This is a genomic window from Blautia wexlerae DSM 19850 (assembly GCF_025148125.1).
GTDB lineage: Bacteria > Bacillota > Clostridia > Lachnospirales > Lachnospiraceae > Blautia_A > Blautia_A wexlerae.
Genome location: NZ_CP102267.1, coordinates 4,179,470 through 4,197,907 on the forward strand (window position 1 = coordinate 4,179,470; position 18,438 = coordinate 4,197,907).

Sequence of the window (18,438 nt, forward strand, 5' to 3'; positions counted from 1 at the left end):
ACTATATCTGCAAATGGCTAGACGGAGATAAATAGGACAACACTAGCCTGGTGGTTGCTTGTCCACTTTGTTAAAACAAGAAGAAAGCCCTGGGAGCTGCCACTCCCAGGGCTTTCATTCTTGTTATTCTTGTCAGATTAATTATTCTTTCTTCTGCCTATTGGCATTATATCATATGCATTTTAGGAAATCAATATTCTCCTTTTAAGCAACTCAAAAATTAAATTTGCAAGGACTCTCAGAATATGTTAGAATGATTTCACTAAATAAAGCATTAAAGGATTTTCAAAAATAAAGAGGTTTCACACAAAGGAGGATTTCTATTATGTATATTACATGTCTTGACGTAGAGGGCGTACTGGTACCTGAGATCTGGATCGCATTTGCTGAAGCAAGCGGAATCCCGGAGCTGAAGAAAACCACACGTGATGAGCCGGACTATGATAAGCTGATGAACTGGAGGCTTGGTATTCTGAAGGAACATGGTCTCGGACTGAAAGAAATTCAGGATGTGATCGCAAAGATCGATCCGCTTCCGGGTGCAAAGGAATTCCTGGATGAACTTCGTTCTTTCTCTCAGGTAATTCTGATCAGCGATACTTTCACACAGTTTGCAGCACCGCTCATGGAGAAGCTTGGCAGACCTACCTTATTCTGCAACACTCTTGAAGTTGCAGACAACGGTGAGATCACAGGCTTTAAGATGAGAGTGGAACAATCCAAGTTAACTACTGTAAAGGCTTTACAGTCTATCGGATTCGATACCATTGCAAGCGGTGATTCCTACAATGACCTGGGTATGATCCAGGCAAGCAAGGCTGGATTCCTGTTCCGCAGTACAGATAAGATCAAAGCAGATTATCCGGAGATCCCGGCATATGAAGAATATGATGAACTGCTGGCTGCTATTAAGAATGCAATGAAATAAATCAGCTTTATATCAAAATATTATTGCTATTTATATTTCACATCTGGAATGGGAAATTTCATTAATATAAATATCCACAAATAATAAAATCTGCAGATAAGATATCCATTATATGATATCTCCTGCAGATTTTTTGTAATTTAACCTCATAAAGCAGTTCCTGTCCAATATTCCAATTACCAAAAAACATATAAAAGAACAGCTGCTTTATTTTTTATTCCGTCACATACGCCTTCACAAGCTCATACGTATTCTTCACTCCATCCATATGAGATCTCTCATAATTATGTGAAGCATAAACCCCAGGTCCGATCAGGCCATGTCTGATGTCATATCCTGCGCGGAGAGTTGCCTCCACATCAGATCCATAATGCGGATAAACATCGATCGCGAAATCCAGACCATGTGCTTTCGCTGTATTGACCAGTGCAGTGATCAGATTATAATTGTACGGACCGCCGGAATCTTTGGCGCAGATGGATACCATACGCTCTGTACATCCAAGATCAGCACCCACACATCCCATATCTACAGAAATCATTTCCGCTGTATCTGCCGGTACATAGCTTCCGCCATGTCCAACTTCTTCATATACTGTGAAAAGCAATGATACCTTACGATGCAGTGTAATCCCTTCGTCTTTCACTGCCTTCGCCAGTCCCAGCAGGATTGCTGCAGAAAGCTTATCATCTAGAAAACGGCTCTTGATATATCCACTCTCTGTGATCACAGTCCGCGGATCCATAGCAATGATATCTCCTACCTGGATTCCCAGTGCATCAATATCCTCTTTGTTTTCTACATTCTCATCCAGCAGGATCTCCATATTCTCTTCTGTCTGTTCCACTTTCTCATCTGCCACGTGCGCAGATGGTTCTGTATTCAGCACAACCCCTGTATAAACCCTGCCGTCTCTCGTATGAACAGTACAGTTCTCACCATCAGCAGTTCTCCACTGATGTCCGCCCAGAGTTGTAGGACGGAGGCGTCCGTTATCTTTTATGGAGCGTACCATTGCACCAAGAGTATCAATATGAGATGCCAGGACCAGCGGATTTCCCTCTCCTCCGATCGTCACGAGCACATTTCCCTTATTGGAAAGCTCCGGCTCATATCCCATTTCTTTCAGTGTTTCCATCAGATACTCTGCCGCCTTTTCCGTATAGCTGGACGGGCTTGGGATTGCAGTTAATTTCTTTAACTGTTCCCCGATAAACTCAAGATTTTTTTCCATATTTTTTTCCTCTCATCATTTCATACTTGATTAAGCGGATAAAATCATCCGCTCCGCTATTTGCTCATAACCGAATAACTGCTTCGCAGTTTGATTTGATTATATCACGGCAGAAAGAAAGCGCCCTCAGTGTTCTTCACTTCCGGCGGCATTCCTTTTACAGATCCCATTATATTGATCTGTTCTTCTATGGTCGGAATAAACCAGAGAAGACAGAACCGCCGCCAGGATCAGAAGAATATTAATAATCACCAGGATTATTCTCCCGAACCTTTTCTGACTGTTCTTTATTATATTTTTCATTATCTTTCCTCTCAGGAATCACCTTCCGGATGCTGCATTTCTCTTTATATCATAAGCAGCATCCGAAAGGTTTTCCCACGGATCTCTGCATATATTTACATCTCAAATGCCTTTTTTATACTGTCATAATGCAGAAATTTTCCATCTGCTGCAAATTCTCTGATCTGGTCAGGACTGGCAAACATATATCCGTCTGTCTCTTCAGTCTGTAAATGTAAGTCATTCTCATCAATGTCCATGATAAAACGGTACACATCTACAAAATAGTTGTCTCCTTCACCCGGGTTCTCTCTCTTATACGTAAAAAGATAACCACCTTCTGCGTTTCGGGCATCCAGTCCTGTTTCCTCTTTCACCTCACGCAGAACAGCTTCATAAGATTCCTCTCCTGCCTGTGCAGCGCCGCCGGATACTTCCCACCATCCAGGTGCCCACGCTTTCGTCATGACACGTTTAGTGATTAGAAAAGTACCATCCGGTCTGGCTACTACGCCAAGCACAGTCAGATGATACTCTCCGTCCTTCAGACACCAGTCATTTCTCTTCATGGTACGTCCTGTAGGTTTCTTATTCTCATCATAAATATCCCAAAATTCCATTTCCAGTTATCTCCCTGTAAGATTGCTATTGTAACGTTTATTTATAATCATATCATCTTATAGATTTTTATGCAAACATATACTGTAAAATTTAGTTTTTTATTTTACCTTTTTATCATAAAAAAGTGGCAGCCTGAAAACTTTACCATCTCCTGTTCTAAAACAAAAACAGCCCCTGCGGAGAGTCTTAAACTCTTCCGCACAGAGCTGTTTTTACTTTCAAAATTATGCATTTTTATGCAGGAATGCGAAACTACTTTCTCTGTCCGTTTCCAGACTCATTCCTGTCTCAGATCTTATTCCTGGGTTGTGTATCCGAAGAAGAAGTATCCAAGTGGTGTGTAATACATACCTTTGATATTATCTTTCAGCATGTATGGCTGTGTATAGAAGTACAGAGGAGCCAGTACATTGTCTTCACCGATAAGGATATCTTCTGCTGCATGGAATGCTTTCATACGCTCTGCCTGATCAGAAGTAGCTTTTGCTGCATCGATCTGTGCATCGTAATCCGGGTTAGAATACTGAGCATCGTTGTTTCCGCCGCCTGTATACCACATATCAAGGAATGTACAAGGATCATTGTAGTCACCGATCCATCCGTTACGTGCGATCTGGAAGTCACCATTCTTTCTGTTCTGAAGGAATACGTTCCAGTCCTGGTTGTCCAGGTTAACAGTTACGCCAAGTTCTTTCTGCCACATGTTCTGGAGTGCTTCAGCGATCTTTTTGTGTTTGTCATCTGTGTTGTACAGATATTCAACTGTCGGGAAACCTTCGCCGTCTGGATATCCTGCATCTGCAAGGATCTGACGTGCTTCTTCACAGTTCTTCTCATAATCATCTTCAGAAACGCTGTAATATTCACCGCCTACTGTACGGAAGTCATCTCCGCTTGCTCCGTCTGCATCATAGATACCGGATGGAACATATCCTGTTGCAGGAACTTCACCGGACTGAGTTACGTTATCTACGATGTAGTTACGATCGATTACAAGTGAGAATGCTTTACGGATTGCAGGATCAGAGAATACTTCATTTTCTGTATTGAAGCATACATAGTATGTTCCGATATAGTCAGCGATGTTAAGTTCTCCGGATGCAAGGTAAGTAGCAACTTCGTCTACAGGAAGGTTCTCGATGAAATCAAGTTCTCCGTTGTTGTATCCTTTAAGGATCGCGTTGTTGTCGTCCAGAAGTGCAAATTTAATTGTGTCCGGTCCAAGGTTCTCATAATCATAGTAGTTCTCATTCTTTTCCATAAGAATGTAGGAGTTATGAGACCATTCTTTCATCTTGTAAGGTCCGTTGCTGATATAAGTTGCAGGATCAAATGTCCAGTTCTCGCTTCCCTCTACCATATCTTTACGAACAGGGAAGGTTGCCGGGAATGCCATGATCTCTTCGAAATACGGGCAGTCATAAGTTAAATCGATCTGCAGTGTTGTATCATCTGTAGCTTTGATTCCAAGTGTGTCAGGATCCGCACTTCCGTCAGCTACCTCTGCATATCCTTTTACCATGTCGATCATGTAACAGTAGTCTGCTGCTGTTTCCGGGTTTGCCAGACGTTTCCAGGAATATTCGAAATCTCCTGCTGTTACGGCCTGTCCGTCAGACCATTTGATACCATCACGAAGATGTACAGTATAAGTTACTGTTCCGTCATCGTTTGTCTCTTTATCCCAGGATTCAGCCTGTCCTGGAACTGTAACAGCATTTCCTTCACCGTCGTCTGCCCATTTGACCAGACCTTCGAACATATGGTGGCACATGACAGAACCATCCATTGCTGTATTCAGTGCAGGGTCGATACTCTGTGGTTCAGATGCGATACAGAGATTCAGATTAAATCCGTCTGTTGATTCGCTCTCTGCTGCCATTACAGGTGCTGTAGCTGCCATGCTTGTAACCATAGCTACTGACAGAGCCAGAGACATAATTGTTTTTGCCTTTCTCATTACTTGTCCTCCTTTATTATGGTTTTCGCTGTATGAGAAGTCAGCGATTTGTATTATAAATTCCATTATACAGGAACCCAATACCTATGTTAAGCTTTTTCTTTCGGATTTTTTACTATAATTGCAACAATAATTTTGTTAATTATTTCCTATTTTTATTCTTTCTATTTATTTCAGTATTACCCACCAGTTTACATTATATTTTTTCGTATTCTGTAAGTACTCTGATAAATAGTCAGGCGAATATCCGCTTGACTGTATTATTTATCCAGCAGATGACATGCTGCCCAGTGTCCAGGTTCATGCTCTTTGAACTGTGGCATCTCCTCACGGCACTTCTGTGTCGCATATGGACATCTGGTATGGAAACGGCATCCACTCGGCGGGTTCATCGGGCTTGGCACATCTCCCTCAAGGATGATACGCTTTCTGGTACGGCTCAGCTTAGGATCCGGTACCGGAACTGCAGAAAGAAGCGTCTGTGTATATGGATGGATCGGATGACGGTTCAGCTCATAGCTCTCACCAAGTTCTACCAGAGATCCCAGATACATAACACCGATCCTGTTTGAAATATGACGCACAACAGACAAGTCATGAGCGATAAACAGGTAAGTCAGTCCCATTTCTGCCTGCATATCCTCCAGCATGTTTACAACCTGTGACTGGATAGAAACGTCCAATGCGGAAATCGGCTCATCACATACGATAAATTCCGGTTTAACGGCAAGTGCACGGGCAATGCCGACACGCTGCTGCTGTCCGCCGGAGAACTCATGAGGATAACGGTTTGCATGCTCGGTATTTAATCCTACTCTTGCAAGTAGACCTTTGATCATATCCGCACGGTCTTTTTTATTTGCAGCCAGTTTATGAATGTCGATAGCCTCTCCGATAATCTCTCCGACTGTCATACGAGGATCAAGAGATGCGGATGGATCCTGGAAAATAATCTGCATTTTCTTACGGTAAGGAAGCATGTTTACAGATTTCGCTTTGCCAAGTGGTTTGCCGTCTTTGTCCAACGGATTGTCAAAAATTGTCTGACCGTCATAGATAATCTTACCACCGGTCGGCTCATACAATCTGAGAATGGTTCTTCCCAGAGTTGTTTTACCGCATCCGGACTCTCCTACCAGTCCTAATGTCTCACCTTTCTTAATATAGAGGGAAACATCCTGAACTGCCTGAACACCTGGACCGTTTGTTCCCTTGATCGGGAAGTATTTACGTAAATTCTCTATCTCGACAAGTTTCTTTTCTTCATTTGCCATATCAGTTCTCCTCCTTGCCCATCAGTTCCTGAACACACAGCCAGCAGGCTGAACGGTGTTTCTCGCCTACTTCTACATAAGGAGGCATCTTCTTCAGACAGATCTTCATACAATGCTCACAGCGTGGTGCAAAAGGACAGCCTTCCGGCGGATTCAGCATATCGACCGGAGTACCCTCTATCGGGATCAGTCGTTCGTAACTCTCTGCATCTACACGAGGCATAGAACGCAGAAGTCCTTTTGTATACGGATGCGCAGGTTCATAGAAAATATCATCAACAGGGCCCTGTTCAACGATACGGCCTGCATACATAACGGAAACCTTATCGCAGATATCCGCAACAACACCAAGGTTATGAGTGATAAAAATGATTCCCATTTTTGTTTTCTTCTGCAGGTCTTTCATCAGGTCAAGGATCTGTGCCTGGATCGTAACATCCAGAGCTGTAGTCGGCTCATCCGCGATCAGAAGCTGCGGATGACAGATCAGACCCATGGCGATCATAACTCGCTGGCGCATACCACCGGAGAACTCATGAGGATACTGTTTCATACGCTTCTGTACATTGTTGATACCAACCATTTCCATCATTTCCATGGCACGCTTCTCAGCTTCTTCCTTGCTGATCTTTTTATCATGAGCGCGAAGTGCTTCTACTAACTGATTTCCAATGGTGTAAACCGGGTTTAAACAGGTCATCGGGTTCTGGAAGATCATCGCTACTTTACTGCCGCGGAATTCTGTCATCTGATCTTTGGTAAAAGACAGGACATCCTGTCCTTCAAAAGTAATGGAACCTCCGACAACCTTACCAGGAGACTGAAGAAGTCCCATAATAGAGTAGGCTTCCTGGCTCTTACCGGAACCGGACTCTCCTACTACTCCCATAACTTCGCCGTAGTCCAGGTCGTAGGAGATTCCTCCTACAGCCTTAACTTCACCGGCCGGTGTAAAGAAGGAGACTTTTAAGTCCTTAACTTCCAATAATTTATGTTTCTGTTCAGACATGATTCTCCTCCTCTCTTATTTCTTAAGTTTCGGGTCAAGTGCATCGCGCAGACCATCACCGAACAGGTTAAATGCAAGAATCATTACACTGAGGACTACAGACGGAACGATCAGTCTGTAAGTGTATGTATACATACCGCTTAATGCGTCTGTTGCCATAGATCCAAGGCTTGGAAGCGGTGCAGATACACCAACACCAAGATAGGAAAGGAATGACTCCAGGAAGATCGCAGACGGGATCTGCAGGCAGGTTGTTACAACGATCTGTCCGATACAGTTCGGAAGCAGATGACGACGGATGATACGTCCGCCTGAAGCACCGAGTGCTCTGGCTGCTGTTACATATTCCTGCTGTTTCAGCTGAAGTACCTGTCCACGGATGATACGGCTCATAGTTACCCAGTACAGAAGACCGAAGGCAATGAACATGGAGATAAGGTTCGGACCAAGTACATTGGCAAAGGACTTCAGCGGACCGCCGCCCGGGGAGTTGATATATTCTGTCAGGATTGGTTTCAGTGCAGTTGCGATCAGAAGTACGACCAGCATTTCAGGAACTGCATAGATCAGCTCTACGATACGCTGCATCACTGCATCGACCTTACCGCCACAGTAACCGGAGATCGCACCATATAAAGCACCAATGATCAGTACGAGAAGTGCGGCAAATACACCAACTGACATAGAAACTCGTGCACCATACATAACACGGACAAGAATATCACGTCCGTACATATCTGTTCCAAAGACATGTGGGAAAACTTTCTCGCCGGCTGCTTTACGCTCAAGTTCTTTCTTTGAATATCCGAAGATATGTTTCTTAATTCCCAGTTCCTTGCGGACTGTATCTGGGTCTGTGCTCTCTTCAGACTCACTCGCTGTATCATTCTTTGCTGCTGTTTTTGCTTTTGCGCGAAGGATTGCTTCATCTTTTTTTGTAAACTTCTCACCTTTGGCTTCCGCCTCTGCCTTAGCCTGCTCGATCATTGAATCAACATCAACAACCTCACTCTGAGTTCTGGATGCAATCTCTTCATCTACACGCTGCTGGTCTTCCAGTGTGTAATGATATGGAAACAGGTTCTCAGCGCCATCGTTAAATTCATCATATCCATATGGGATCAGAAGTGGTCCGACGAACGCAAACAGAAACAGGAATATAATAACTCCAAGTGCGACCATCGCCACAACATTCTTCTTTAATCTTCTCCAGGCATCTTTCCAGTAAGATACACTCTGGCGGTCCTGGATGAAATCTTCTTTCTCCTGACTGGAAGCCGAAGCAAAATCATCCGGTGTCAAGTCCTGAAGAAGGTTCTCAATATCCGGCTGAAGACTTACCGGACATTTCTTGATCTTCTTATTCTCTGCCATGATCAGTCTCCTCCCTTTGTCAGGCTGATTCTCGGGTCAGCTACCTTATAGAGGAGGTCTACGACCAGATTCATCAGAATAATAAATGTTGCAAGGAAAATAGTAGTTCCCATGATAACCGGATAGTCACGGTTCTGAATAGACTGTACGAAATAACGTCCCAGTCCCGGGATAGAGAATACACTCTCTACTACGAAACCACCGCATAAAGTAAAAGCAACCTGCGGTCCCAGGTAAGTAATAACCGGGATCAGGGCATTTCTTAATGCATGTTTGAAGATGATCTTCTTATTCTTAAGACCTTTTGCCCTGGCTGTCTTGATATATTCCTGGCTTAAGGAATCCAGCATAGCAGAACGGGTCTGACGTGCAGTATAGCACATCGGGTAAAATCCCAATGCAAAGCACGGAAGTATGTAGGCTCTGATCCCCTGTGACGCATCAAAAATGGACGGGAACAGATTCAGTGCTCCGTCACCTGTGAGTGTTACAAGAAGAACAGATGCAACTACGAAACTCGGCATGGAGATACCCAGAGTGCAGATAACTCTGAGGATACTGTCTGTGAGCTTACCTCTCTTAAATGCTGCGAGACATCCAAGTGGTACACCTACGATGATCGCCCATAACAGAGCGAGGGCACCTACTTTGGCAGATACCGGGAACATCTCAACGATGATATCCAGAACTGCGCGGTTTTTCTGCATCTTCAGGGACACGCCAAAGTCACCATGCAGAATATTTTTAAGATACATGAAAAGCTGAACATGAACAGGCTTATCCAGGCCATATTTTGCATTCAGCGCTGCCAGGGTTGCGGCAGATGGCGTTTTCTCGCTGAGCCACGGGCTTCCAGGCACAGCGTTCATCAGAAGAAATGTAAGGCATGCTACCAGAAAGATCGTAAGCAATGCCATTGCAAATCTCTTTAAGAAGTATTTAGCGTTAGCCATATGTTTTTCCTTTCTTCCTTATATATTGCTTTTCGCTTTGTGGAGATATTTTCGTTACTGTTCTCAGCAACATTGGAACAGTAACTGTTTTTCTGCTATTATTCGTATGTATTCTAGCTGTGCAGATATAAAGGAAATTATACCATACTTTCTCATACCATTTCAAGCTAATACTACTGGAAAATGCTTACGCTTTAATTTGTTAAATATTTATAAAAAATCTAAATTTTTCAGAAATAACATTCCGGTAAACTGGAAAATATATTTAAAATCCCTGCATCCTTGCATTGAAATTAAAACATTTATTCAGTATAATCAATATTAGCAACTGCAGCCATACAGCTACAGTCATTTAAAGGAGGAATATTATTATGGCAACATGGAAAAATCTGGACACTCTTGCTTCCTACAGTAAGCTTGCCGGTCTGAAGGGTCATGTAAATATCGCAGAGGCCATGACAGGCGAAAATGGTGCTGAACGTGTAAAGAAGTACAGCGCACCAATGGCAGCCGGCCTGGCTTATAACTATGCCGCAAAACAGGTTGACGAAACAGTCCTGAACGCACTTGCAGATCTGGCAGACGAAGCCCAGCTTATCGACAAATTTCAGGAATTATACAACGGCGCTGTGATCAATACAGGAGAGAAACGTATGGTTCTTCATCACCTTGCACGAACTCAGCTCGGTGACGCTGTAGTTGTAGACGGTGTTGACAAACGTGAATTCTACGTAGCACAGCAGAAGAAAGCCGCTGACTTCGCAAATAAAGTTCACACAGGTGAGATCACTAATGAAAACGGCGAGAAGTTCACAACAGTCGTACAGATTGGTATCGGCGGAAGTGACTTAGGTCCTCGTGCATTATATATCGCTCTTGAGAACTGGGCAAAAGCAAACAACACATTTAAAATGGAAGCAAAATTCATCAGCAACGTAGATCCTGATGATGCAGCTGCTGTCCTTGCTTCAGTAGACCTTGCTCATTCTCTGTTCATCGTTGTATCCAAATCCGGTACAACTCTTGAAACTCTGACAAACGAAGCATTCGTCAAGAACGCTCTGGTAAAAGCAGGATTAAATCCATCCAAACATATGCTTGCTGTAACAAGTGAGACATCTCCTCTGGCTAAGAGCGAGGATTATCTGACAGCAATCTTCATGGATGACTATATTGGCGGACGTTACTCTTCTGTTTCCGGTGTAGGCGGTGCGATCCTTTCCCTTGCATTCGGTCCTGAAGTATTTGCACAGATCCTTGACGGAGCTGCTGCTGAGGACAAGCTTGCTACTAATAAGAACATCCTTGAGAATCCGGATATGCTGGATGCACTGATCGGTGTTTATGAGAGAAACGTACAGGGATATCCTGCAACAGCAGTTCTCCCATACTCTCAGGCATTGAGCCGTTTCCCTGCACACTTACAGCAGTGTGACATGGAATCCAACGGTAAATCTGTAAACCGCTTCGGTGAACCTGTAGATTATGTAACAGGACCGGTTATCTTCGGTGAGCCAGGTACTAACGGACAGCATTCCTTCTATCAGTTATTACATCAGGGAACTGACATTGTTCCGCTTCAGTTCATCGGCTTCAAGAAGAGCCAGCTTGGTGTAGACGTAGATATCGAGAACAGCACAAGCCAGCAGAAACTCTGCGCGAACGTTGCTGCTCAGATCGTAGCATTTGCATGCGGTAAAAAGGATGAGAACCTGAACAAGAACTTCAAGGGCGGACGTCCTTCCAGCATCATCACAGGTGAAGAACTTACACCAGCATCTCTGGGTGCATTACTTGCTCACTTCGAGAACAAGATCATGTTCCAGGGATTCGTATGGAACTTAAACAGCTTCGACCAGGAAGGTGTTCAGCTTGGTAAAGTCCTTGCAAAACGTGTTCTTGCACATGACACTGACGGAGCACTGAAAGTATACAGTGACCTGTTAAACATCTGATTTCATCAGAAAACAAAAAATACACAAGCCAAGATTCAACCGCAAAAAGCGGTTTCAAACTATAGCACTCCTCTTCAATAATACATTCAGGAGGAGTGCTACAAGAAAGAATCCTGCCCGAAGGGCTTTGTTATGTTATAGGAACATTACGGAGTAATTTCCTGTAACATAACAAAATCATCATACAGAACTCCGATAAATATTATCAGGAAGTTCCTTATGATGATTTTTCTGTTTTCTTTTCTAATTCTCTTCTGACTTCTTAACAAACTCTGCTTTCGGCAATGGTCTGGAATAATAGAATCCCTGAATATTGTCACATTCCATCTCCTTCAGAAGTTCAACCTGATCTGCAGTCTCCACACCTTCTGCAACCACCTTCATGCCAAGTCCATGTGCCAGGATGATCACCTGCTGCACGACCATTCTTCCCTTCTGCTGGTGAATACAGTCAATCAGACTCTTATCAATCTTCAGTGTATTAAACGGTAATTCACTCAATGTGATCAGTGAAGAATATCCTGAACCAAAATCATCCATGTGCAGTGCAAATCCTGCATTTACCAGTTTCTCTGTAAAATCTCTGATCATAACATTATTCAGAGTAGCTGTTTCCGTCAGTTCAACAGGCACACAGGAAAACGGGATTCCATTCTCCTCTACAATCTTCATATAACGTTCAACAATATCGGAATGATGGATGCTTGTACGCGACAGATTTACAGAAATCGGAATCAGCTCCTGCCCCTTCTCCATCAGTTCACGCTGAAATTCGCAGACATACCGGAATATGTATTCATCCAGCTTCACGATCAGTCCGTCCTTTTCATATAGCGGGATGAAATCTCCGGGCATTACCATGGAACCATCCGGGTTGATCCATCGCACCAGTGATTCCGCTCCTGCAATCTTCTCTGTCTTTACGTCATATTTTGGCTGGAAATATGCCACAAATTCTTTATTTTTAATCGCAGATTCAAATCTGTTCTCCAGCAAACGGTCCTGCATCTGCTTCTGTTTCATTTTCTCTGTATAATAGGCAATGTTGCACTCATAGTTATCGCGGATACTTCTGATTGCCATAAATCCTCTGTCACAGATTACAGAAACAGGTAAAGATTTATCAATATCCTGATAAACTCCATATTTGACCATAAGATTGGGGATTGGCGCATTCTCTGAGATTTCTTCTTCTATCCTGTCTATCGCTTCCGGTGACAGATCACAGTCATCACAGGTCAGGCATACGAACTGGTCACTTCCGTATCTGGACACCAGACCTGTTTTCAGCATCTCTGTATAAGTTCCTGCCAGATAGCAGAGGATTTCATCTCCTACTTTCTCCCCGTAACTGCTGTTGATCAGTTTGAAATCCCTGATATCAGCAATTACAAGATGAAATTTCTCCCCATGCCTGGTTTTCAGAAAAGATTTTGCATGATAGAAAAACGCCTGTCTGGTATAAACTCCGGTGAGCTCATCATGTTCTACTGCGGTCAGTGCCATTACGGACTCCCTCAGCTTGATCACACTGTTGATCCTGCCCATTACAAGCTTAAAGTTGTAGGGCTTCGGAATAAAATCAACTGCACCGAGATCCAGGCATTGAAGTTCTGCATCTTTGGAATGGTTTCCGGTCATAACGATAACCGGTATGGTTGACAGAAATTTATCTGTGTTTCTGCGTCTGAGGAATTCAAATCCATCACACACAGGCATACAGATATCCAACAGCACTACTGATAATTCTCTGTAATGCTCGGAAAGAAGTTCCAGTCCTTCTTCCCCGTTTTCTGCGAGAAAAACATCAAATTTCTCTTCCAGAAAAGAAGAGAGGATATCTCTGTTTAATTCATTATCTTCTACGACCAGGATTTTTCTTTTGGACGGTAATTCCCCCGGTTCCAACAGTTTTGCATTGTCAGAATCTTTTCTCATACTTTTTTTATACCCCTCACACACAATTTCCAAAGCAAAGCATCTCCGGATATCCGAACCGAAAATGCTCAAATTATTATAGTAACCGATCTGTTATCTGCAACCGTCCAGCCATTATGGGAATATACTATACTTAAACGTTACAGGCAGACATAATGTCTACGTATCTTAACTCTTTGAGTTTACATTATTTTGCATAATCTTTCAAGTCTTATTCTGCAGTTGACATGATTTTGCCACGACTTTATTATGGAAATTTCGCGCTCTGATGGACTGGATTAAGATGCATTATTTACGAGGACTGCTCTATACTTTTACAATGTACGGAATTTTTATATGCTGACAGTATAAACAGAGGCAGAAATGTTTCCACAAATAATCCTGCTTCAAACATTTCTGCCTCTGTTGTCCTGTCTGTAAATCTTTAAAAAAAATATTCTTCTGAATAAATCCTCAGATCCTCTTTTGTCCATTCCCCACCTTCAATATGAAAGCTGTTCAATACCGGATAGTCCGCCATCAGTGACAGGATCAGATAACTTGCCTTTGAATCAAAAGCAAGACGGATATCCTCCACTGACGGACGGGATGGAGAAGACGGATGGGAATGCCAGTTTCCCAGCGGTTTCAATCCATTGGCACGCATATCCCTGATCGCATTTATCTGATCTCTGGGATCCAGGGTGAAGTGATCTTCTGCATGATCTTTATTCTCCAGAAAATATACCTTTCGGATTTCCCTTCCCTCCCCGGTTTCCACTCCGGCCAAAAGCCCGCAGGCTTCCTCCGGAAGATGCTCTTTTGCATAATTAACGATCTCATCATAGAGATGATCTCTCATTCTTATTATAGCCATACTTTTCTCCTGTTTTGCATCAGGTTTTTCTTGTATTTACTGCTCATCTCTTGTGGCAAATCGGCCTGCTGTTTCCTCACAGACCTCCTGCTCGTAGTCGATCGGTTCCAGGATTGTCGGATGATCTCCGCATACTGCACAGTCATGAGTATCCTTCGGCAGTTTAACCTTATGGAATTCCATTGTCAGCGCATCAAAAGTCAGAAGATATCCTGTCAGAAGATCACCTACACCGATCAGATACTTGATTGCTTCCATTGCCTGTAGGGAACCGATGACACCTCCCATTGCTCCGATGACACCTGCCTGCTTACAGGTAGGAACTGCATCCTTGGGCGGCGGATTCTTGAATACGCAGCGGTAACATGGACCTTCCCCGGGTACATAGGTCATCAGCTGACCTTTAAAACGAATGATACCTGCATGGGAAAATGGTTTTTTCTCCAGTACACATGCATCATTGATCAGAAATTTTGCCGGGAAATTATCAGTTCCGTCAATAATAAAATCATATTCTCGAATCAGTTCGCGGATGTTGGATGCGTCTACGAACATCCGGTAAGTTTTTACTTCCACATCCGGATTCATGGCATTCATGGTTTCCTTTGCTGATTTTACCTTTGCTTTTCCGATATCTGCTGTGCTGTGGATGATCTGTCTCTGCAGATTGGAAAGATCTACCTCGTCCGCATCCACAATACCGATTGTTCCCACACCTGCTGCTGCCAGATACATTGCCGCAGGTGCACCAAGACCGCCTGCACCGATGATCAGTACTTTTCCTTTCAGGAGCTTCTTCTGTCCCTTTGCACCCACTTCTTTTAAGATGATGTGACGGGAATAACGCTCGATCTGTTCATCTGTCATTGCCATTTAGCATCCACCTCCCATGAAATACAGAAATTCTACATTGTCTCCCTCTTTTAATACGGTAGACTCTTTATCCTCTGATGCAACAAATTTTTCATTAATAGAAACGGTTACATATTCCGGCATCTCTACATTTTCCTGTGCGATCAGTTCCGGAAGTGTCAGTCCGTCTTTTACTTCTTTTTTCTCTCCTGCTACTGTGATAAACATATTTTTCTCCTTTATGCCTGCTCTCTTTTTAGAGTAATCCTTCAATCCAGCTGTTTAACTCTGCCTGTTTCAGTGCTCCTGTTTTCCGGTCTTTCGCCTGTCCGTTTTCAAAAAGGATCAACGTCGGATTTGCCTGCACTTCATACTGCTCTGCCAGCTCCACATCAAAGTTCGTATTTACTTTATATACTTTAATCTTATCCTCATAATCATCTTCCGCATTTCCGAGAACCGGTGCCAGCTTTTTACATGCCACACAGGAATCTGAATAAAAATCCACCAGAACCGGAAGTTTTTCCTTCAGGACCTTCTCTTCAAAATCCGCCTTACTTACCCGTACTGCCATCAGTCTTCCACCTTTCTTACATACATGGTGTAAGTACCATCTTCATTATCGGTTAATTTCAGTACCTTATGCCCTTCTTCTTTCATGCTACGTGGAACATTCTGCACTGGTTCGCCATCGTTCATGCGGACAGCCAAAATCTCTCCATCCTCCAGTTCTTCGATTGCTACTTTTGCCTTCACGAATGTCAGGGGGCATACTTTATCGGTAATATCAACCTCATCGGTTACTTCAAAATCTAATTCAGCCATTATGTTCTCCTTTCACTGTCCTTCATACGCATCTTTCAGCTGACTGCGGAAATCTTCTTCTCCCACACGCTGCAATGTTTTGCGGAAACGTTCACTTGGATTTGCATTTTTTTCAAAGAAATTAATTGCCGCATCTGTCACACGAAACAGTGTTTCTTTATCCGGAATCAGAGGAAGCAGTTCTTCTCCTTTATAGATATTATTTCCGAAGGTTCCTCCAAAAGATACGATATATCCCGGAGTTCCTTTCCATGCATCCACCGGACAGCTCTTTACACAGCGGCCACAATGATTACATTTCTGCGCATCCAGTTCTATTTTGCCGTCCACCATCTTCAGTGCATCCTGTCTGCAGGCTTTCACACACACACCACAGGAAATACAGTCGTCTTCCTTATATTCGATGTTCATGCCGCCTTTGATTCCAACATCGTTTTCTTCTGCTTTCAGGCAGTTATTCTGGCATCCTGTAACACCAAATTTGAATTTATGCGGGAGTTCCCGTCCGAAATATCTCTCATCAAGCTCTTTTGCCAGTGTGTAGGTGTCGATACATCCGCTTGGACAGACCTCTGAACCCTGACAGGCTGTAACTGTACGTACACGTGGTCCGCACACACCGGTTCCCACACCGCCTTTTGCCAGTGCTTCTTTTACCTCTGCCAATTCTTCCACTTTAATAAAGGGAATCTCAATGCCCTGGCGGGAAGTCATATGTACATATCCGCGGCCATATTTTTCTGCTACTTCTGCTACTGTCTTAATATTCTCTGCAGTCAGGTTTCCACCGACCACTGCCAGTCTCAGGGAACCGTAACCTTTCTGTTTCTGTCTCATATATCCGCCTTTTTTTAAGGCTGCATAATCTACTTTCTGTGCCATTTTTATCTCTCCTTTGTGTTTTTAGAGCGTTTTTTCAAATATTTTTTCCAGATCTGCGACTGTCCGGTATCCTTACAGCCGGTTGAATTATCGTAATACTCTCTCAGTTTCTTCTATTTCAGATATTCTGCCACTGCGGTTGCTGCATTGGCACCATCCGAAACCGCAGTTACCACCTGACGCAGTTTCTTTGTTCTTGCATCTCCTGCCACATACAGCCCTTCCAGAGCGGTTTCTCCTGTCTCCCCTGCTCTGACATAACCTGAATCATCCAGTACTGCAAATTTTTTCAGAAGATCTGTCTGTGGTACTGCTCCGTAAGCAACAAATACACCGTTCACATCTATCACAGCTGCATCTTCCAGAACTACTCCGGTTACTTTCTGCTCTCCGATGATCTCTTTTACCTGATGCTCCAGTACGAAGATAACGTTTTCCTTCTCTCTCAGTTTCGCCACTGTAACAGCTGCTCCTCGGAATTCCTTTCTCCTGTGGATCACATATACTTTCTCTGCCACATCCGCCAGGTAAACAGCATCATCAAGTGCTGTATCTCCACCACCAAGAACTGCGACTGATTTACCTCTGTAAAATGATCCGTCACAGATTGCACAGTAAGAGACACCCTTTCCTGCATATTCCTGTTCTCCCGGAATATTCGCTCTTCGCGGTGTGGCTCCCGCCGCATAGATTACGGTTTTCGCTTCCACCTGCGAACCATCTGCAAATACAAGTTCAAAATCTGATGAAGCTTCTTTCTTTATCTCTGTTACTTCCTGTTCCATGAAGGATACCCCAAGCTTCACTGCATGTTCCCGGAAGTTCTCACCCAGATCATAACCGCTGATGCCCGGAAATCCCGGATAGTTATCTACCTGTCCGCTTTCTGCGATCTGTCCGGTTCCTTCATATTCTTTTTCTATCACTACGGCTGACAGATTAGCCCTCTTTGCATAGATTGCCGCACTTAAACCCGCCGGACCGCTTCCAATGATACCTACATCATATTTCATATCGTCAGTTCCTTTACACCTATTATTCCTATCGAATTAGTATGTTTTATAATAAACATAATAACACCGATAATTTCCTCTGTCAATAAATAAGATTATAAAAATTTTTTAGGATTCGTTATGGACTCAGGTTATAGCAGTTACTTAATATTCGCTGTACTAGATCCAGCTGTAATCTCCGCCGGTCAGAGCAAGGCTCAGAAGTGTGTCCATCTTCTCTACCTCTTCTTCACCCTCAATCTTCTGGATCAGTTCTGCTGTATCCAGCACATCCTCCAGTGACTCGTCCGGACCGATCTCATAGTCGATTTCAGCCTCACAGTCCGGGCATGGAATCCTCTTCATCGTCTGCATAGACAGAAAACGGTTGCCGCATTTTTTACATTCATAATATCCGCACTCTTTCGTGCCGTCTGGTACATAATACATTTTTTAATTTTCTCCTTTTTTTGTTTATATGATTAGTTTTTATATGATTGGTC

19 protein-coding genes are annotated in these 18,438 nt (G+C 43.4%); 2 read left to right on the forward strand and 17 right to left on the reverse strand.

What is annotated here, in order from left to right; genetic code table 11:
- The first annotated feature begins 325 nt into the window (after positions 1-325).
- Positions 326-928, forward strand: a complete 603-nt coding sequence (gene thrH / locus NQ550_RS19260; RefSeq protein WP_025579681.1) for a bifunctional phosphoserine phosphatase/homoserine phosphotransferase ThrH — start codon at positions 326-328, stop codon at positions 926-928.
- Between the two features lie 214 nt (positions 929-1,142).
- On the opposite strand, the gene NQ550_RS19265 is transcribed toward thrH, so the two are convergent.
- The 8 genes from NQ550_RS19265 to NQ550_RS19300 form a co-directional block, all read right to left on the reverse strand.
- Positions 1,143-2,162, reverse strand: coding sequence for a M42 family metallopeptidase (locus tag NQ550_RS19265; RefSeq protein ID WP_025579680.1), 1,020 nt, complete (start codon positions 2,160-2,162; stop codon positions 1,143-1,145).
- Positions 2,163-2,288: 126 nt separating this feature from the next.
- Positions 2,289-2,414, reverse strand: coding sequence for a hypothetical protein (locus NQ550_RS19270; protein ID WP_259838520.1), 126 nt, complete (start codon positions 2,412-2,414; stop codon positions 2,289-2,291).
- Between the two features lie 146 nt (positions 2,415-2,560).
- Entirely contained in the window at positions 2,561-3,064 is a 504-nt protein-coding gene (locus tag NQ550_RS19275; RefSeq protein WP_025579677.1) for an NUDIX hydrolase, read from the reverse strand.
- A 296-nt stretch (positions 3,065-3,360) separates the two neighbouring features.
- Entirely contained in the window at positions 3,361-5,025 is a 1,665-nt protein-coding gene (locus tag NQ550_RS19280) for a peptide ABC transporter substrate-binding protein (RefSeq protein WP_025579676.1), read from the reverse strand.
- Positions 5,026-5,285: 260 nt separating this feature from the next.
- Positions 5,286-6,299, reverse strand: a complete 1,014-nt coding sequence (locus tag NQ550_RS19285) for an ABC transporter ATP-binding protein (protein WP_025579675.1) — start codon at positions 6,297-6,299, stop codon at positions 5,286-5,288.
- Between the two features lies 1 nt (position 6,300).
- The gene (locus NQ550_RS19290; protein ID WP_025579674.1) at positions 6,301-7,308 is read right to left on the reverse strand and encodes an ABC transporter ATP-binding protein; all 1,008 of its coding nucleotides are present in this window, start codon (positions 7,306-7,308) and stop codon (positions 6,301-6,303) included.
- A gap of 15 nt (positions 7,309-7,323) precedes the next feature.
- Positions 7,324-8,682 carry an ABC transporter permease gene (locus NQ550_RS19295; RefSeq protein ID WP_025579673.1) on the reverse strand — a complete coding sequence of 453 codons (1,359 nt, stop codon included), beginning with the start codon at positions 8,680-8,682 and terminating at the stop codon, positions 7,324-7,326.
- 2 nt (positions 8,683-8,684) lie between these two features.
- Positions 8,685-9,635 carry an ABC transporter permease gene (locus NQ550_RS19300; RefSeq protein WP_025579672.1) on the reverse strand — a complete coding sequence of 317 codons (951 nt, stop codon included), beginning with the start codon at positions 9,633-9,635 and terminating at the stop codon, positions 8,685-8,687.
- A 371-nt stretch (positions 9,636-10,006) separates the two neighbouring features.
- Between NQ550_RS19300 and NQ550_RS19305 the strand changes: the two genes are divergently transcribed.
- The gene (locus NQ550_RS19305) at positions 10,007-11,590 is read left to right on the forward strand and encodes a glucose-6-phosphate isomerase (RefSeq protein ID WP_025579671.1); all 1,584 of its coding nucleotides are present in this window, start codon (positions 10,007-10,009) and stop codon (positions 11,588-11,590) included.
- Between the two features lie 243 nt (positions 11,591-11,833).
- Here NQ550_RS19305 and NQ550_RS19310 read toward each other — a convergent pair whose 3' ends face one another.
- The 9 genes from NQ550_RS19310 to NQ550_RS19350 form a co-directional block, all read right to left on the reverse strand.
- Positions 11,834-13,528, reverse strand: coding sequence for a two-component system response regulator (locus NQ550_RS19310; protein WP_226840121.1), 1,695 nt, complete (start codon positions 13,526-13,528; stop codon positions 11,834-11,836).
- A 424-nt stretch (positions 13,529-13,952) separates the two neighbouring features.
- The gene (locus NQ550_RS19315) at positions 13,953-14,384 is read right to left on the reverse strand and encodes a M67 family metallopeptidase (RefSeq protein ID WP_025579669.1); all 432 of its coding nucleotides are present in this window, start codon (positions 14,382-14,384) and stop codon (positions 13,953-13,955) included.
- 36 nt (positions 14,385-14,420) lie between these two features.
- Positions 14,421-15,257: a HesA/MoeB/ThiF family protein gene (locus NQ550_RS19320; RefSeq protein ID WP_008705270.1), complete on the reverse strand. Its 837-nt coding sequence runs from the start codon at positions 15,255-15,257 to the stop codon at positions 14,421-14,423.
- Positions 15,258-15,464, reverse strand: coding sequence for a sulfur carrier protein ThiS (thiS, locus tag NQ550_RS19325; RefSeq protein ID WP_025579667.1), 207 nt, complete (start codon positions 15,462-15,464; stop codon positions 15,258-15,260).
- A 28-nt stretch (positions 15,465-15,492) separates the two neighbouring features.
- On the reverse strand, positions 15,493-15,810 hold the full coding sequence (locus NQ550_RS19330; RefSeq protein ID WP_025579665.1) for a thioredoxin family protein: 318 nt from the start codon (positions 15,808-15,810) through the stop codon (positions 15,493-15,495).
- Entirely contained in the window at positions 15,810-16,061 is a 252-nt protein-coding gene (locus tag NQ550_RS19335) for a sulfurtransferase TusA family protein (RefSeq protein ID WP_008705273.1), read from the reverse strand. The genes NQ550_RS19330 and NQ550_RS19335 overlap by 1 nt, the downstream gene beginning before the upstream one ends.
- A gap of 12 nt (positions 16,062-16,073) precedes the next feature.
- Positions 16,074-16,943 (reverse strand): 4Fe-4S binding protein, encoded by an 870-nt coding sequence (locus NQ550_RS19340; RefSeq protein ID WP_022379859.1) that lies wholly within the window; start codon positions 16,941-16,943, stop codon positions 16,074-16,076.
- A 113-nt stretch (positions 16,944-17,056) separates the two neighbouring features.
- A complete protein-coding gene (locus NQ550_RS19345; protein WP_008705277.1) occupies positions 17,057-17,956 on the reverse strand; it encodes an NAD(P)/FAD-dependent oxidoreductase in 900 nt (299 codons plus the stop codon).
- A gap of 159 nt (positions 17,957-18,115) precedes the next feature.
- Entirely contained in the window at positions 18,116-18,385 is a 270-nt protein-coding gene (locus tag NQ550_RS19350) for an FmdB family zinc ribbon protein (protein WP_008705279.1), read from the reverse strand.
- Positions 18,386-18,438: the final 53 nt, after the last annotated feature.

Bases quoted from the DNA above. Each gene is read 5' to 3' on its own strand.
- thrH (WP_025579681.1), top strand. From the start codon at position 326: ATGTATATTACATGTCTTGACGTAGAGGGCGTACTGGTACCTGAGATC.
- NQ550_RS19265 (WP_025579680.1), bottom strand. From the start codon at position 2,162: ATGGAAAAAAATCTTGAGTTTATCGGGGAACAGTTAAAGAAATTAACT.
- NQ550_RS19275 (WP_025579677.1), bottom strand. From the start codon at position 3,064: ATGGAATTTTGGGATATTTATGATGAGAATAAGAAACCTACAGGACGT.
- NQ550_RS19280 (WP_025579676.1), bottom strand. From the start codon at position 5,025: ATGAGAAAGGCAAAAACAATTATGTCTCTGGCTCTGTCAGTAGCTATG.
- NQ550_RS19285 (WP_025579675.1), bottom strand. From the start codon at position 6,299: ATGGCAAATGAAGAAAAGAAACTTGTCGAGATAGAGAATTTACGTAAA.
- NQ550_RS19290 (WP_025579674.1), bottom strand. From the start codon at position 7,308: ATGTCTGAACAGAAACATAAATTATTGGAAGTTAAGGACTTAAAAGTC.
- NQ550_RS19295 (WP_025579673.1), bottom strand. From the start codon at position 8,682: ATGGCAGAGAATAAGAAGATCAAGAAATGTCCGGTAAGTCTTCAGCCG.
- NQ550_RS19300 (WP_025579672.1), bottom strand. From the start codon at position 9,635: ATGGCTAACGCTAAATACTTCTTAAAGAGATTTGCAATGGCATTGCTT.
- NQ550_RS19305 (WP_025579671.1), top strand. From the start codon at position 10,007: ATGGCAACATGGAAAAATCTGGACACTCTTGCTTCCTACAGTAAGCTT.
- NQ550_RS19310 (WP_226840121.1), bottom strand. From the start codon at position 13,528: ATGAGAAAAGATTCTGACAATGCAAAACTGTTGGAACCGGGGGAATTA.
- NQ550_RS19315 (WP_025579669.1), bottom strand. From the start codon at position 14,384: ATGGCTATAATAAGAATGAGAGATCATCTCTATGATGAGATCGTTAAT.
- NQ550_RS19320 (WP_008705270.1), bottom strand. From the start codon at position 15,257: ATGGCAATGACAGATGAACAGATCGAGCGTTATTCCCGTCACATCATC.
- thiS (WP_025579667.1), bottom strand. From the start codon at position 15,464: ATGTTTATCACAGTAGCAGGAGAGAAAAAAGAAGTAAAAGACGGACTG.
- NQ550_RS19330 (WP_025579665.1), bottom strand. From the start codon at position 15,810: ATGGCAGTACGGGTAAGTAAGGCGGATTTTGAAGAGAAGGTCCTGAAG.
- NQ550_RS19335 (WP_008705273.1), bottom strand. From the start codon at position 16,061: ATGGCTGAATTAGATTTTGAAGTAACCGATGAGGTTGATATTACCGAT.
- NQ550_RS19340 (WP_022379859.1), bottom strand. From the start codon at position 16,943: ATGGCACAGAAAGTAGATTATGCAGCCTTAAAAAAAGGCGGATATATG.
- NQ550_RS19345 (WP_008705277.1), bottom strand. From the start codon at position 17,956: ATGAAATATGATGTAGGTATCATTGGAAGCGGTCCGGCGGGTTTAAGT.
- NQ550_RS19350 (WP_008705279.1), bottom strand. From the start codon at position 18,385: ATGTATTATGTACCAGACGGCACGAAAGAGTGCGGATATTATGAATGT.